This window comes from Flavobacterium sp. (assembly GCF_041392085.1).
Classification (GTDB): domain Bacteria; phylum Bacteroidota; class Bacteroidia; order Flavobacteriales; family Flavobacteriaceae; genus Flavobacterium.
The window spans coordinates 373,288-388,074 of record NZ_JAWKMW010000004.1 but is presented as its reverse complement, the minus strand read 5'-3'; the positions used below and the strand labels follow the sequence as shown (position 1 = coordinate 388,074).

Genomic DNA, 14,787 nt, shown 5'->3' with positions numbered 1-14,787 from the left:
TGCAAAGATACTACAAATCTCTTTTCTGTAGAATTTTATATGACATTAAGATGAAAAAAACAATCCAAAAAATCACAATTAAAATAGCATACCAATGAACACCATAATCTTTCATATTAGCTTCTCCACCTATGGTTTCTTCTATGTTTTTAATAACATTCAGCCGAGTAAAAGGCTCTTTTATTAAATTAGACATTGATTCTAAAGGAAGGAATTGTGTTATGTTTTCATAATAATTAGAATTTTTAAAAACATTCCATTTTAAAATACCAATAATAATTCCTTCTATTATATTCCAAACAAAGAGGAATCCTAAGGCAAAAGCAGAACGTTTAACCAATATTCCGAGGAAAAGACAGAATGAAAAAAAAGCCGTCAGTTTTAAAAAGTAGGCAAGTATATATTCTAAATCTGAAAAAATAATATCAACTTCATTATAGGATGAAAAACTCAAACCTAATAATAGTGACATAACAAAAACAAATACAGTTGAAGCCGAAGCAAAAAGCAAAACGGTCAGAAACTTAGATTGAATGAATTCTTTTTTACTAAACCCATCAATTAAATTTTGTTTCAAGGTGCCGTAAGTATATTCATTTGCCATCATCGATACAATTACAATAGCTAGGAAAAACTTTAAAATAGCAGCGATGTAAGTGTTAAAATGCCAAATGTAAGGGAAGTTGAAAATGCCTTGGTCTGCTATTCTAAGTTCAAAATTTCCAATGTTAAACTTAATGGAAGCAATTAGTGCTATGAAAGATAGAATTACAAAATATGCAATCGTTAAAACTCTACTGGCTTTGTTTTTCCATATTTTTTGAAACTCTATTTGGAGAAGTCTTGTCATGATGGTGATTGGTATAAAAATAGGTAATTGTATTAGTTTTTGTTCGTCAATTGTAAAAACTGTTCTTCTAAACTGTGTTTACGCTTCACTAAATGGTTGAGATAAATTCCTTTTTCCACTAAATATTTATTTATGTCTTTGGCTTCCAAAGCGGATTTTAAATAAACTACCAATTTCCCTTCTTCCAAATCCATTTTTTCAATGGCGGGATGATTTTCTAAAACATATTTTAATTCATTTAAATTATCGGATTGAAGTTCAAAAAATCCTTCATTGGAAATCATTCCGTCTACTTTTCCGGAATAGAGAATTTCGCCTTTGCGTAAAACTAAGACATGACTACACACTTTTTCCACTTCGTCCAAAAGGTGCGAAGCCAATAAAATAGTAGTTCCTTGCGAAGCAATGGTTTTAATGATATCGCGAATTTGTCTTATTCCTTGTGGGTCTAAACCATTTGTTGGTTCGTCTAAAATTAAGATTTCGGGATCGTTCAGTAGGGCAGAAGCTATTGCTAAACGCTGTTTCATTCCCAACGAAAAAGTCCTGAATTTGCTGTCTTTTCGGTCTAGAAGGCCAACGACTTCTAGTTTTTCTGCTACCTTGTTATAGGATGCTCCTTTGATTTTACAAACCAATTCCAAATTTTCTTGGGCAGTCATGTAGGGATAAAAATTAGGGCGTTCGATAATGGCTCCCACTTTTTTGAGAGCTTCATGCGTTTCCATCGTGCCGCCAAACCAACGGTATTCTCCGGAAGTTTTGTTCACGACATTCAGCACAATTCCTAAAGTAGTCGATTTACCGCTACCGTTTGGACCGAGAATTCCGTAAACATTTCCTTTTTTTATTTCAAGCGATACGTTTTTAACGGCATGAACCGCTCCAAATCGCTTGTTTAGATTGTCGATGGTAAGAATAGTTTCCAAGATAATTTGTTTAGTCGTTACAGATAGGACGACTAAGATAACAATTTGTTACGGATACTTCTTGAAAAACCTTGTTTTGAATTGGTTACAATTGAATTTGTCTCCTTTTAAAAATCATATTCAATGTTTCATTAATATCCCGTAATTCAGGTGTTAATGAAATTAAACGACCTCTGGTGTCTTCTGTCATTTGTTTTCCGCAACAACGACATTGGTATTCGCTAAAATGATTGGTAATTTTTCTGGTTGAATGAAATTTGTGCCCCAAAATGGAGCAAATAACGGAAGTGCCCGAAACGGACTTAATGTTTGTGTAGGTTTTCATAAATGTGGTATTTTAATTGTAGCAAGCTAAACCTACGTAATTATAGATAAAATACCAAAAAAAATCGATAAAATACTGTAAATTAACACATTAAGCAGTAAAAGATTACAAATAAAAAAATCCTCAAAAAAGATAACTATTTGAGGATTTGTGATTTAGGATTTCTGCTCTTTGTTAAAATAAACTAAGTAGTAATACATTTGTTTTTCTTCATCCCAACCTTTTTCTACAAATTTTTCGGCACTTTCGGGGTTGATGAAATCTAATTTAATTTGAATGTTAGTGTCCAAATTTATCACGTTTTTAATTTTCTTACGGGCATCAGAAACAGCTGCATTGGCAATCGGGAAATTGGTTACATCTTCGATGCTGTATTTTTCGCCTTTATCCACTTTATAACTTTTAAATTCGGGAATCAATTCGGGATTGTCCATGACTTCGTTCAAGAAATTGGTTTCTTCAAACTCATCATTCTTTGCAAAATAATTGACTGAACGATTCATAAACATCACTTCTTGTTTTTTATCTTCAGCCGGAAGGACAACATCTTTGGCAAAATCCTGACAAAATTTCAAGTATTTTTTGGTGATGAAATTTTCATCTTGAAACGCATCTACACTCAAAAAATGTTCCAACCAATACCGAGCATCGTAACGATTGCTGTCCACGGTTAGAATTTTATACCCTTCTTCTTTTTTGTAGTTAAAAATTAAACAACCCTTATCTAATTTATTCAAATTGATGCCGTGTTGAAGCAACATTTCTAAATTCGTTCCTTTTTCTTCAAACTGTAAAAAGTCAGCCTGTAATTCACTTTTAAAAATGCCCAAGGCATCTACTTGATTGTTATCAATCGTTAAATTCGTAAAATGAACCACATAAACTTCCCCATTTTTAATGTGTGGATGATTGGATTGCTCAAACAAATGTTTCGTAATTTTCTTTGAAACATCATGAATATTTGATGGATTTTCAAACACTTCAGAAGTCAATTTGAACATATCATTGTATTCTAAATCTACTTCATGAGCAAATTGATAGTAGTTTTCTTCTTTCTCACGAAACGATTTTAGGAAAAACTCTTTCAATAACGGTGTAATTTCGTCATTGGTTTGATACGGTTGTTCCGATAAAAAAATAGCTTCGTTACGGCTTTTGTTACCAACTCGGTGAATGGAAAGAGATTCAATGTGGGCGTTGAATAAATTTATCATAAGGTTCTAAAGTGCTGAGGCACTAAGGTTCTAAGGTTTATTTTCGGTCTTTAATTTTAAGCTACTCAGCTACTTAATTCCAGTTTTCTTCAAATCCAAAATCCTCAAACGAATCGTCTCCTCCTTCAAACATGTCTAAATCATCTTCGTCTAATTCGTCTTCAAATTCGGAAAATAATGAATCTTCGTCGGCTTCAAAAGTTGGGTCGTTGGCTCCAAGCGGCATTAAACCGTGAGAGTATAATAGTTCCGGATAAGTGGCTCCAATTTGTCTTTCTTCAATGGCGGCTAATTCCACCAAAAACGTCCACATGTTTAGAAAATCATACACATAAATGATTTTGGTTTGCTTTTCATACAACATGTCTGCCAGAGTTAAATCACTCATAATCCGCATTTCGCCCGGCACATCGCCGGTGTCAAAAAGTGGAATTTCATCTTCTTGATTCCAGTTGTCATCGCAGGTGTAAAAGGAAGCCATTTCACTTCCATCAAAGCCAAAAGCATTCACAATGGCATTGTGTAAATCTTCTAAAGTATCCGTGTTTTCAATGGCTAAATCTCTAAAAACATCGTCTTCGTTGTCGAGTATTACTCGTAATTTGTAAATCATCTTCGTTGCATTTTTACGGAAGGCAAAAGTAACGATTATTTACTATTTATCTGGGAAGATTTGTTTTTTGTTGATAAGATTTTGAATCATAAAAGTTGATGATTTTTTGCATGCAATAACAACAGTATTGTCTTTGCATCTTTGATTTCTCCGTTATAAACCATTTTCAAAGCTTGGTTGAAATCGAGTTCTAAAACTTCTATATATTCGTGTTCAGAAGCCAATCCACCACCTTCACTTACTTTCATTTCCGGTTGGTATTCAGCAGTAAAAAAGTATAAAATTTCTGTGACAGCTCCGGGTGACATATAGGCTTCAAATACTTTTTTTACGTCTTGAATGCGGTAACCGGTTTCTTCTTCGGTTTCGCGTTTGATACAGTCTTCAGGATTTTTTTCATCTAACAATCCGGCACAAACTTCAATCATCATTCCGCTTTCATTTCCGTTTAAAAAAGTCGGCAAACGAAATTGACGAGTTAAAATAACGGTTTGTTTTTCTTTGTTGAATAATAAAATTGCAGCACCATTTCCGCGATCATACACTTCTCTGCGTTGAATTTCGGGTTCGCCGTTTTCGGGAGTAAATTCGAAAGTAACTTTGTTAAGTAAATACCAATTATCTGAAAGTAATTCGGTTTTGGTGATTTGGATTTTTGGGTTCATTAAAAAAAAGTGATTGTGTGTCTTTTTCCAAGTTTGAATTTTATGTCAGCATCTGAAAGTATCGAATAAAGCAAAGCTCCAACTAAATTTTCTGTATTGCCGTTACTCATTGGTCCGGGCAGTGCACATGTGGGAGTAAAATCATTATAATTAAAATAACTTTGGTATAATCGCACTTCGCCATTAACAGAATTATAAATGTTATATACTCCCATAAAATCATTTCTTGTATAAAAAAAATGTTGCTTACTAAAAGTTATTTTTGGAATTTTATTTTGTAAATCATCAAATGTTTTCAATTGTTTTTGAAATTCTTCGATTTGTTGTTTTAATATAGTTTTATGATTGTCATTAGTATTCATTACCATATTTTTTGTTGAGTCTAAAAGCCCAATGTTGTATGAATCAACTTTGTTTTCTTGACTATAAACGAATGAGAGACAAAAAAGAAGTAGTATTGAAATTATTTTTTTCATAAAAAACTTATTGAGGTAAAGTTACAAAAAAGTCAATACGTTTACAATTCATCCCTCATTTTTCACAATTCAGTAACATTCAATTTTAATATAATCTAGTTTGAAGCAACTTTGTCTCATCAAAATCAAACGAAATGAAAACGATTATTACTTTTTTACTTTTTATCGTAGCAATACAAAGTTATGCCCAAACCGAAATTTCAGGAAGAATTACCGACGAAAAAGGTATAGCCATTCCCGGTGCAAACATTTATTTGGAAGGAACGTATGATGGAGCTTCATCCGATGAAAATGGAAATTTCACCTTTTCAACTTCAGAAACCGGAACTAAAATAATAGTGGTTAGCTTTCTTTCGTTTGAAACATTTAAAAAAGAAATCGATGTCGTGAATTTCAAAAATCAAACCATCAAACTTAGAGAAAGTGTTAATACTTTGGATGCTGTTATTGTAACTGCGGGAACGTTTGAAGCCGGAGATAAAGCCCGCGTTTCTGTGCTAAAGCCTTTAGATATTGTAACCACTGCCGGAGCTGCCGGAGATATCATCGGAGCGTTAAACACCTTGCCGGGAACGCAAACTGTAGGCGAAAGTGGTCGATTATTCGTTCGCGGTGGTGAAGCCGATGAAACCCAAACGTTTGTGGACGGACTCCGAGTAGCTCAACCCTATGGTGCAACAGCTCAGAATCTACCTACTCGCGGACGTTTTTCACCGTTTTTGTTTAATGGAATTTCTTTCTCAACAGGAGGTTACAGTGCCGAATTCGGTGAAGCCCTTTCCAGTGTGTTAACGTTAAACACAATAGACGAACCGGCACAAGAACAAACTGATATTTCTTTAATGACGGTTGGTTTAGGTATCGGAAATACACAAAAATGGAACAAAAATTCACTCACTTTTAATGCCGCTTACATCAATTTAGAACCGTATCAAAAATTGGTTCCGCAAGCGGTTGATTGGAACAAACCTTATCAATCGTTAGCAGGTGAAATGGTGTATCGCTATCAGTTTAATAATGGTTTACTGAAAGTGTACGGAGCATTTGATGTGTCTCAATTTGATGTTAATCAGGAAGATATCAATCAGCCGGAAAAAGTACGCTTTGATTTACGAAACGATAATTTCTACGGTAATGCTTCATATAAAGGAACCTTTGGCGAAAATTGGAATCTGCATACCGGAGTGAGTTACGGTTTGGGTTTAAACAAAATTGGAATTAATTCAGATCAAGTGAAAAATGACGAAAATGCTCTTCATTTAAAAATGAAATTAGGAAAAAAAATTACTGAACGAATAAAAATTACCGCTGGAGCGGATTATTTTATAACCGATTTTGATGAAAATTTTACAGAATTTGAAGGAGAAACGTTTAATGTTGGTTATCAAAATTCGATAGCTGCGGCTTATGCTGAATCGGATATTTTCTTCAGTAAAAAGCTAGCCATGAAAGTAGGGGCAAGGGCTTCACAAACTAGTTTGTTGGATGGATTTCGAATTTCGCCAAGAGCTTCATTTGCCTACAAAGTCTCAAAAAACGGACAATTTTCTTTTGCTTATGGTGATTTTGTGCAAACGCCAAGAGCAGATTATATAAAGTATTCAGATGATTTTCAGTCAGAAAAAGCAAGTCATTATATCTTAAATTTTCAACATAATAAAAACGGACGTTTATTTAGAGCGGAAGCCTATTATAAAAAATATAAAGATTTGGTTAAATTTGATACTGAAATGGCTCAATTTAATTCCGTTTTCACCAATGAAGGTTCCGGTTATGCGAAAGGAATCGATATTTTCTGGAGAGATAATAAAACCTTTAAAAACACCGATTATTGGGTTTCTTATTCGTATATCGATACAGAACGGGATTATTTGAATTTTCCCAACCAAGTTACACCAAGTTTTGTGGCTGATCACACCATATCGGTTGTCACCAAACATTGGATTGAGGACTGGAAATCTCAAATTGGCTTCTCCTATACGGTAAATTCCGGACGTCCTTATAATAATCCGAATGAAATGGAATTCATGAATGGAAAAACAAAAGCCTATCAAAATTTGAGTTTCAATTGGGCTTATTTGATTTCGCAACAGAAAATTCTTTATTTCTCAGTTTCTAACATCATTGGAACAGACAATGTGTTTGGTTATCAATATGCTAATTCACCGGATTTGAATGGTCAATTTCAACGCAGGGCGATTGGTCAACCCGCTGATCGATTCTTCTTTGTTGGTTTCTTTTGGACGATTAGTGATAATAAGAAAACGAATCAGTTGGAGAATTTATAGGTGCTGAGTTACTGAGATGCTGAGTGAATGAGTTTTTTTACCATCAATTTTCTCAGCAACTAAGCCACTCAGAATCTCAGTTTCTCAGAAAAACAATTCATCCTCAAAAATCAACAGTTCAGTCAAACTCTTTTTTAAAACTACTTATTTCGACTGAAATTTGTTTCATCAAAAGAGTTAATCAGAATTAAACCTTTTAACCTTTTAAACAATTTTAAACTTTTATATCATGACAAAAATTATCATTACCATCGTTTTATTTGTAACTTCTCAACTGTTTTCACAAGGTCAGTTTGAACAAGGAATGGGGAAAGCTTTTGCTCTTTGGGGCGAAGGAAAAAATGCAGAGGCATCGGCTATTTTTGAACGCATAGCTTCTGCAGAAAAGGAAAATTGGTTGCCCAATTATTACGTAGCTTTAGTGAATACAACGACAGCTTTTTCTACTAAAGACAAGGAAAAAATGAATGCTTTGTTAACTAAAGCACAAGCAGCATTAGATAGTGAAATTACTAAATATCCAAATAATGCTGAATTATTGGTCATGCAAGCTATGATTCATACCGCTTGGATTGCTTTTGACCCTATGACAAACGGGATGAAACTATCCGGAAAAGTGATGGAATTGTATGGAAAAGCAGAGCAAATTGAGCCTAATAATCCTAGAGTAGTGTTAAGCAAAGCTGAATTTGAATTAGGTTCTGCTCAATTCTTTGGAACCGATACAAAACCAATGTGTGCTCAAATAGAGAAAGCAATTGAACTTTTTGCTACATTTAAACCTCAAAGTGTTTTTCATCCAAAATGGGGTTTAGAAAGAGCTCAAGAAGTGGCGAAGAATTGTAAATAATAATAAAGATGCAAAAGTATATTAAAGAATTACCCAGAGCAACGTGGATAAGTTTAAGCGTTTTTTTAGCACTTGTATTAATCCGGTTTTTAACAGGTGTACATTTTGCACTGAATCAAGATTTATTAGTAAATTTTGGCTACACCATGCTTTATGGATATTCATTATACTTTGCAAACAGTTATGTTTTCGGGCGATTGGATGCTATTTTTGTAGATAATCGTTTTGCCAAAAAGCGAATTTTCATAGGTGCTTTTGCTTCTTTCCTCGTTTCAATTGTGGTCATTTTTTTAATGAGAGTTTTTGAAGATGTTATTATTGAAAAAAGATCTTTTGTTGATTTTATAGCTAATGAACGACCTGCAAATTATATTGTAGCAATAGTAATTACGATTATCGTCACATTAGGGATACATGCATTTTATTTTTATAAAGCGTATCAAGAAAATAAAGTAAAAGAGCAAAAAGTGATTGCCGGGACAGCATCGGCACAATTTGAAAGTTTAAAAAATCAAATTGATCCTCATTTTCTGTTTAATAGTTTAAACGTGTTAAGTTCATTGATAGAAGAAAATCCGGAAAGTGCTCAAAAGTTCACTACTTCTTTATCCAAAATTTATCGCTATGTACTAGAACAAAAAGATAAAGAATTAGTTTCTGTTCAAGAGGAATTAAATTTCGCTAAAACCTATATGAATCTTTTAAAAATGCGATTTGAAAATAGCATTACGTATGATTTACTTACAGATTTTTCAAATGACGAAGCAAAAGTAGTTCCATTATCATTGCAACTACTGTTGGAAAATTGCATCAAACACAACGTGGTGAGCGAAAGCAAACCTCTTCATATTAATATCTACATTGAAAATAACTTTTTAGTTGTAGAAAACAATTTGCAAAAGAAAGAAGTGTTGTCAGATAGGAAAGGTGTGGGATTGCAAAACATAGTCAATCGCTACGCAATACTAACCCAACGAAAAGTGTTGGTTGAAGAAAAAGAGAATGTATTCAAAGTTTTATTGCCCATTTTAACAAAACAAATTACAATTATGGAACCACATACAAAATATAATGAAGACATAGCTTACAAGCGTGCTAAAGAACGAGTTGCTAATTTAAAAGGATTTTATGGAAATTTAATTGCCTATTGTTTGGTTATTCCTGTTCTGATGTTTATTAATTTGAAAACATCAAATTTTCAATGGTTTTGGTTTCCAATGTTGGGGTGGGGATTAGGAGTTGTTCTTCATGCAATGGAAACATTCGGTTATAGTAAATCTTGGGAGGAACGAAAAATTAGAGAAATACTAGAAAAAGAATCAAAACAAAACAAATGGAATTAAAAAACATAAGTATGGAATCAAAATCAGAATACGAAAACTACCTGAAAGCAAGTAAAAAAGTAAAGGAAATTAAAGGGTTTTACATTCACCTATTGTGTTATGTATTGGTTATTTCATTTTTGGTTTTTATTAACTTAAAATATTCTCCAATTCATTTATGGTTTATTTATCCGTTGGCAGGATGGGGTATAGGCTTAATTGGCCACGCAATTGGTGTTTTTGGTACTGATATGCTTTTCAGTAAAAATTGGGAACAACGTAAGATAAAAGAATTCATGGAGGAGGAAAAAAGAAAAAATACTAATTTATAAAAATAAAAACGATGAATAGTCAAGAAGAAATTAAATACCAAGAAGTAAAGAAAAGAGTACAGAAAATAAAAGGGTTTTACACACACGCAATTGTTTATTTGGTTGTGAATTTAATGATTGTCATCATTAATGTACAAGATTTAGATCCCGGAGAATCCTATTTTCAATACAAAAATTTTATAACGGCCTTTTTTTGGGGAATCGGACTTCTTGCTCATGGATTTTCGGTTTTTGTTCCACAATGGTTTTTAGGAAATGATTGGGAAGAAAGAAAAATAAAGGAAATTATGGAAAAAGAAAAAAACAAGAAATGGGAGTAAAATAAATTAGTTTTGCTTCGATCTGTTCGGCTAGGCTTGAGTCAGGTTGCAAGCAAGAATTCAGTTTACCAATCTTTTAACCGATTTTCCTTATAACATGAGAATAATAATTATTGAAGACGAAAAACCGGCTGCTCGATTACTCCAACGCAAAGTTGAAAAATTAGGACTACAAGTAGAGATATTATTGCATTCTGTTGAAGAAGCATTGCATTGGTTTTATTCAAATGAGCATCCTGATTTAATATTTTTAGACATTCAATTATCGGATGGTTTATCGTTTGAAATTTTTGAAAAAATAGAAATTAAAAGTGCTGTTATTTTTACAACCGCATTTGATGAATATGCGTTACGAGCTTTTAAGTTGAACAGTATTGACTATTTGCTTAAACCTATTGATGAAGATGATTTATCAATAGCAATTACAAAATTCAAAAATCAATTTCAGAAAAGTAGTATATCATCGTTAGACTTTGAAGCCATTAAACGAATGTTAGTCAATCCAAACGAAAAAACATTCAAACAACGTTTTACCATCAAAATTGGAGAACATTTAAAGATGATTACATTAGATGAAGTAGAATGCATTTTCAGTGAAAACAAAGGTACTTATCTTCATACACTTGACAATCGAGATTATTTGTTGGATACTACTTTAGAGCAAATAGAATCAGAACTAAACCCTAAAGATTTTTTTAGGGTAAGCAGAAAATTTATTATTCCTTTAAAAACGATTAAGGATATTGTGGTGTACAGTAATTCACGTTTAAAAGTAATTTTACCCTCATACAAAGCAGATGAGGTAATTGTTAGCCGTGAGCGAGTGAACGATTTTAAAGAATGGCTGGGATAAAAAAAGACTGTCAATTTTGACAGTCTTTTTGATATTGAAAAATATAATCTTAAAGTTCCTCAAAATCCTGATTATCTCCTGAACTTGCTTTTCTTACGTTAATTGTCTTATTGTTTTCGTCTACTACAAAAGCAACAAATTCAATATTATTCAAGTTTGCAATATTACTTGGTACAGGAACAGAAAATGTTTTGGTAAAGGTTTGACCAACCGTAGTATTTGTGATATTCTCGCCTAAAAGCGGAGTAAGACAAGCTTTCAATACATGATCATGTAGAAAATTTGAAATAGTTCCGGGTCCGGTATAAAAATTAGTGTAATTGACTTGGTCGTATATGAGACCATTTTCCAGAACATACACAACAAGTTTTAAATTACTGAAATCTTTACTAAATTTCACTTTCGTTTCAAGGTTGATGGTACTGCCAACAACTGAAGCATCCATAGCTATTCCGAGTTTAGGATTTTCTCCTTGGGTAAGATTAATAACTTGAGGAATGTTATTCTGTTCTAATGGTTGCCAACGCGTCATGCGATTCAACAAAGCTTTTGGATAACCAGACATGTTAAGGATGGCTTCTAATTCAGAAGTGTCATAATTATAAGGGTCATAATTAGCATCAGCAGGGTTAGAGCTGGAACGATGTATTCCAACAGTAACAATTTTGTCGGTTTGAGCACGAGCCAATTCAACAGCATGATTAACTCGAGGACAGTTTCCGCACCAAGTTCCGGTATAATCTTCAATAAGAACACGCTTCACAAAGTTAATTTCTGATCCGTCATGAAATCGAATAGTAAGCGGTTCAGATGCTACACCCAAATATTCCGCTTTTACAGTAAGTTCTCCAACTTCTGTACCAACAATACTATTTTCATCGATTTGACTATCATTCACAAAAATTTTTGCTTGGTCAGTAATATCAGTACCATCATTTGTTTTAACGGTAAACATAATGCTTTCTCCAACAACTTTAACTGAACTGTCAGCGGTCAAACTAATGGATTCAACAGGGTCTAAAATGGTATAGTCGCTACTGCATGAAAAGCAACTGAACAACAAAATGATTATACCAAAACCAAATTTATTCATTGAATTAGTTTTTAATTAATTTGATAGAAGATGATTTGCCTTCTAAAGTTGTAAATTTTGCAATATAAATGGCAGAACTCAAAGAAGATAAGTTTACAGTTTGAACACCTTCAGAAAATTGAAAATTAGAAACCGACTGACCATTTAAATTATAAATTGCGAGATTTCCGTTTTGTGTTGTATTGAAGTTAAAATCACTTTTTATAGAAGTATTGTCAATATTTATTCCGATTGAAGATAAAGCATCAAATGATTCTACACCCAAAAACGGATCAAAACGATAGACAAAATTAATTGCATTATTTTCAAAACCGAGTGGGTATAAAGAAAAATGTAATTCCATTATTTCACCGTTACCGGCGTTAAAATTAACAAAATGATCCCCTTGAGCCGGATTACTTTGACCTGGACTCAATGGATTTTCATACTCAGGATAAACACCATTTAACGCTACACTGTCATAACAAGAACCACCATAACAAAGTTCAAATTGAGTACCATTTGTGTTAACAAGGCTTGTACATTTTACTTTAATATCTAAATCCTGATTACTAGTATTTTGAACTCTAAAGTTAAGGTAATTATCTCCGGGACCATAAGTCAAAATTGTACCATCAGTAATAGGTGTTCCATCTGATTTTTTAAAACTAAACTGCGAAAATGCATTTAGGAATACAAAAGAAAATAAAATTGAGATTGTAATTTTTTTCATTGTTGTTTTTTTTTGGAAATACAAATCTAACGAATAATTAGATTTGTAAAAGAGTAAAGGGTGTTAAAATGTCTTTTTAACACCCTTCTATTATTTATTTAATGATGATTTTATCAGTTTTAGAAAAACTTTCTCCGGCAAAATTTATTAAATACATTCCTGTTGAAAAAGAAGACAAGTTAATGTCACTTTCTCCAGCTTCAGCATGTTGTGTTAACACTTGTTTACCACTTAAATCAGTCAAGGTAATCACGGCAGCTTCAGGTAGCGAAATAGTAATCAAACCGTTTGTTGGGTTTGGATAAAATTTAATTAATGAGGCATTGAATACGTTGATGCTTAAATTTGTATTTACACCAAATTTTCGGGTATCAGAGGTAGTAAATGTTCCGCCACTCATTCCGGGAATCAAAACACCATTTGCTAAAACTTGGTAACCACCAAAACCGTAAGCAGCACTATACATACCGTCACCATAACTATCATTTACTGTTAATGTAAAACAATCATTAGCTAAAGTAACGTTTACATCAGGTTGTGGATAAGCTCCAGCAGCTCCAGCATCGGCATAAGGACCACCGGAAGCAACAGTAACACCGGCTTCGTTTTTTAGATTCCAAGTAGTTTCACTACCGTAACGGTCTGTTGTAATACGGATGGTAATGTTTGTTTGATCAGTCTCTACTGCTTTATTGAAATTAGTACTACCTGTATTATCCGCATTATTATCGTCATTTGGAATACTAATATTCAAAGTATTGGTTGGATTAAGTGTAAAATTATAAGTAGGCAATTCAACGACAGCACTAGCCAAAGGTGCTAAATTTCCAGTCCAAGTATACGTTGCATTTGCCCCTGAATTAATGTTGTATTCAATTGGTAAACTTGTTAAAGGAGTTTGACTCAAGTTTTGAATAGTAACTTTTGGATTAATTGACGAAACGCATTGTGAACTTATACTTTCTATGCTTTTTAATTTAACATCATTGTTGGCTAAACCGGTGTAAGTTGGTTTAGCACCGTTACCACTAATTATTTTTTGTTGTGTTTCTGTTACAAAAGCAACCAATTCCATTTCTCCAATTTCAGCAGGAATACTATTGTAGGCTGCCGGTATAGTGTAGTTGAAAGTTTGCGTATAGAAAGAACCAGTTGATGTAGTTGTAATGTCTGTTCCCCATTGACCTGTTAGCATATGAACCAAACGGTGCATATGGTTGTAGTTGTTACCCATATTTCCTCCGGTTTGTGGTCCCAAAGTATTGTTTTGTAATAATGCAATATTCAATTTATTTGTACTGACTGGACTGTTTCCAGTATAATATACCTCAACAGTTACGGTTAATTGTCTAGTTTGTACATCGATAACACCTTGAACGCCAACGTTTACATAGGAACTTTGAGGAAGTGTTTGATTAGCTGCATTATTCCAGTTACCTCTGTTCATTGCAGTAGTTCCAGCAGCACCTTGCGAAAGACCAGAGAATACAGATCTGTTGACAGTTCCTGCAGGATAACCGGTTAGACCCGATTGATTAGCGATTGCAGTTCCAAAAGGAGTTCTGAAATCAGGTTGCCCGGCACTTGGAGTGGCAAATCCACCAACATGTATATTGATAAGAAATACATTATCAGGATTAGCATTTTTGATACTGTTGGCTATTGCATGTCCTTGTGGACAATAAACACAATTTACACCTGTAAATTCTTCTAAAATAACTTTTTTGTTTTCGGGAGTAGTGCTTACAAAAGTTTGGCTGTTTGCATACCCGAAAGTAAACAGAACAGCTGAGAGTAAAATTTTTTTCATGTTTAGTGGTTTGTTAATTAATAGTTTAGCTTTTTTCAATAAGTTCCAAAAATATACTTTTTTTTTAAAAAAGATATAATTTAATAATTTTTTTTAAACATTTATTCATGTATCAAGCTTAATTAGAAAGTATTT

The 14,787-nt window shown here is 33.2% G+C and carries 16 protein-coding genes; 6 read left to right on the top strand and 10 right to left on the bottom strand.

The genetic code is table 11. The features are described 5' to 3' along the window. Nucleotides 1-10: 10 nt before the first annotated feature. The 7 genes from R2782_RS01830 to R2782_RS01800 all read right to left on the bottom strand — a co-directional run bounded on the left by R2782_RS01830 (nt 11) and on the right by R2782_RS01800 (nt 4,958). Nucleotides 11-850 (bottom strand): ABC transporter permease, encoded by an 840-nt coding sequence (locus tag R2782_RS01830; protein ID WP_371266358.1) that lies wholly within the window; start codon nt 848-850, stop codon nt 11-13. A 32-nt stretch (nt 851-882) separates the two neighbouring features. Next, nucleotides 883-1,779, bottom strand: a complete 897-nt coding sequence (locus R2782_RS01825) for an ABC transporter ATP-binding protein (RefSeq protein WP_371266357.1) — start codon at nt 1,777-1,779, stop codon at nt 883-885. A gap of 85 nt (nt 1,780-1,864) precedes the next feature. After that, nucleotides 1,865-2,104 (bottom strand): hypothetical protein, encoded by a 240-nt coding sequence (locus R2782_RS01820; RefSeq protein ID WP_371266356.1) that lies wholly within the window; start codon nt 2,102-2,104, stop codon nt 1,865-1,867. Nucleotides 2,105-2,259: 155 nt separating this feature from the next. Continuing rightward, nucleotides 2,260-3,318 (bottom strand): nucleoid-associated protein, encoded by a 1,059-nt coding sequence (locus R2782_RS01815; protein WP_371266355.1) that lies wholly within the window; start codon nt 3,316-3,318, stop codon nt 2,260-2,262. A gap of 73 nt (nt 3,319-3,391) precedes the next feature. After that, nucleotides 3,392-3,931, bottom strand: coding sequence for a hypothetical protein (locus R2782_RS01810; RefSeq protein WP_371266354.1), 540 nt, complete (start codon nt 3,929-3,931; stop codon nt 3,392-3,394). A gap of 86 nt (nt 3,932-4,017) precedes the next feature. After that, nucleotides 4,018-4,596: a GDP-mannose pyrophosphatase NudK gene (gene nudK / locus R2782_RS01805; RefSeq protein ID WP_371266353.1), complete on the bottom strand. Its 579-nt coding sequence runs from the start codon at nt 4,594-4,596 to the stop codon at nt 4,018-4,020. Then, nucleotides 4,596-4,958 carry a hypothetical protein gene (locus tag R2782_RS01800; protein WP_371266352.1) on the bottom strand — a complete coding sequence of 121 codons (363 nt, stop codon included), beginning with the start codon at nt 4,956-4,958 and terminating at the stop codon, nt 4,596-4,598. Before R2782_RS01800 ends, nudK begins: the two co-directional genes overlap by 1 nt. A gap of 248 nt (nt 4,959-5,206) precedes the next feature. On the opposite strand from R2782_RS01800, the gene R2782_RS01795 reads away from it, so the two are divergent. The 6 genes from R2782_RS01795 (at nt 5,207) to R2782_RS01770 (ending at nt 11,037) form a co-directional block, all read left to right on the top strand. Beyond that, on the top strand, nt 5,207-7,360 hold the full coding sequence (locus R2782_RS01795) for a carboxypeptidase-like regulatory domain-containing protein (protein WP_371266351.1): 2,154 nt from the start codon (nt 5,207-5,209) through the stop codon (nt 7,358-7,360). 229 nt (nt 7,361-7,589) lie between these two features. Beyond that, nucleotides 7,590-8,210, top strand: coding sequence for a hypothetical protein (locus tag R2782_RS01790; protein WP_371266350.1), 621 nt, complete (start codon nt 7,590-7,592; stop codon nt 8,208-8,210). Nucleotides 8,211-8,218: 8 nt separating this feature from the next. Further along, on the top strand, nt 8,219-9,553 hold the full coding sequence (locus R2782_RS01785; RefSeq protein WP_371266349.1) for a histidine kinase: 1,335 nt from the start codon (nt 8,219-8,221) through the stop codon (nt 9,551-9,553). A gap of 11 nt (nt 9,554-9,564) precedes the next feature. After that, nucleotides 9,565-9,864, top strand: coding sequence for a 2TM domain-containing protein (locus R2782_RS01780; protein WP_371266348.1), 300 nt, complete (start codon nt 9,565-9,567; stop codon nt 9,862-9,864). 11 nt (nt 9,865-9,875) lie between these two features. Beyond that, a complete protein-coding gene (locus R2782_RS01775) occupies nt 9,876-10,184 on the top strand; it encodes a 2TM domain-containing protein (protein ID WP_371266347.1) in 309 nt (102 codons plus the stop codon). 97 nt (nt 10,185-10,281) lie between these two features. Next, nucleotides 10,282-11,037, top strand: a complete 756-nt coding sequence (locus R2782_RS01770; RefSeq protein ID WP_371266346.1) for a LytR/AlgR family response regulator transcription factor — start codon at nt 10,282-10,284, stop codon at nt 11,035-11,037. 49 nt (nt 11,038-11,086) lie between these two features. Here the strand turns inward: R2782_RS01770 and R2782_RS01765 are convergent, their stop codons facing one another. The 3 genes from R2782_RS01765 to R2782_RS01755 all read right to left on the bottom strand — a co-directional run bounded on the left by R2782_RS01765 (nt 11,087) and on the right by R2782_RS01755 (nt 14,652). Next, the gene (locus tag R2782_RS01765) at nt 11,087-12,130 is read right to left on the bottom strand and encodes an Omp28-related outer membrane protein (RefSeq protein WP_371266345.1); all 1,044 of its coding nucleotides are present in this window, start codon (nt 12,128-12,130) and stop codon (nt 11,087-11,089) included. A gap of 4 nt (nt 12,131-12,134) precedes the next feature. Continuing rightward, nucleotides 12,135-12,842 carry a T9SS type A sorting domain-containing protein gene (locus tag R2782_RS01760; protein ID WP_371266344.1) on the bottom strand — a complete coding sequence of 236 codons (708 nt, stop codon included), beginning with the start codon at nt 12,840-12,842 and terminating at the stop codon, nt 12,135-12,137. Between the two features lie 94 nt (nt 12,843-12,936). Next, complete coding sequence (locus tag R2782_RS01755) at nt 12,937-14,652, bottom strand: Omp28-related outer membrane protein (protein WP_371266343.1); 1,716 nt, start codon at nt 14,650-14,652, stop codon at nt 12,937-12,939. Between the last annotated feature and the right edge of the window lie 135 nt (nt 14,653-14,787).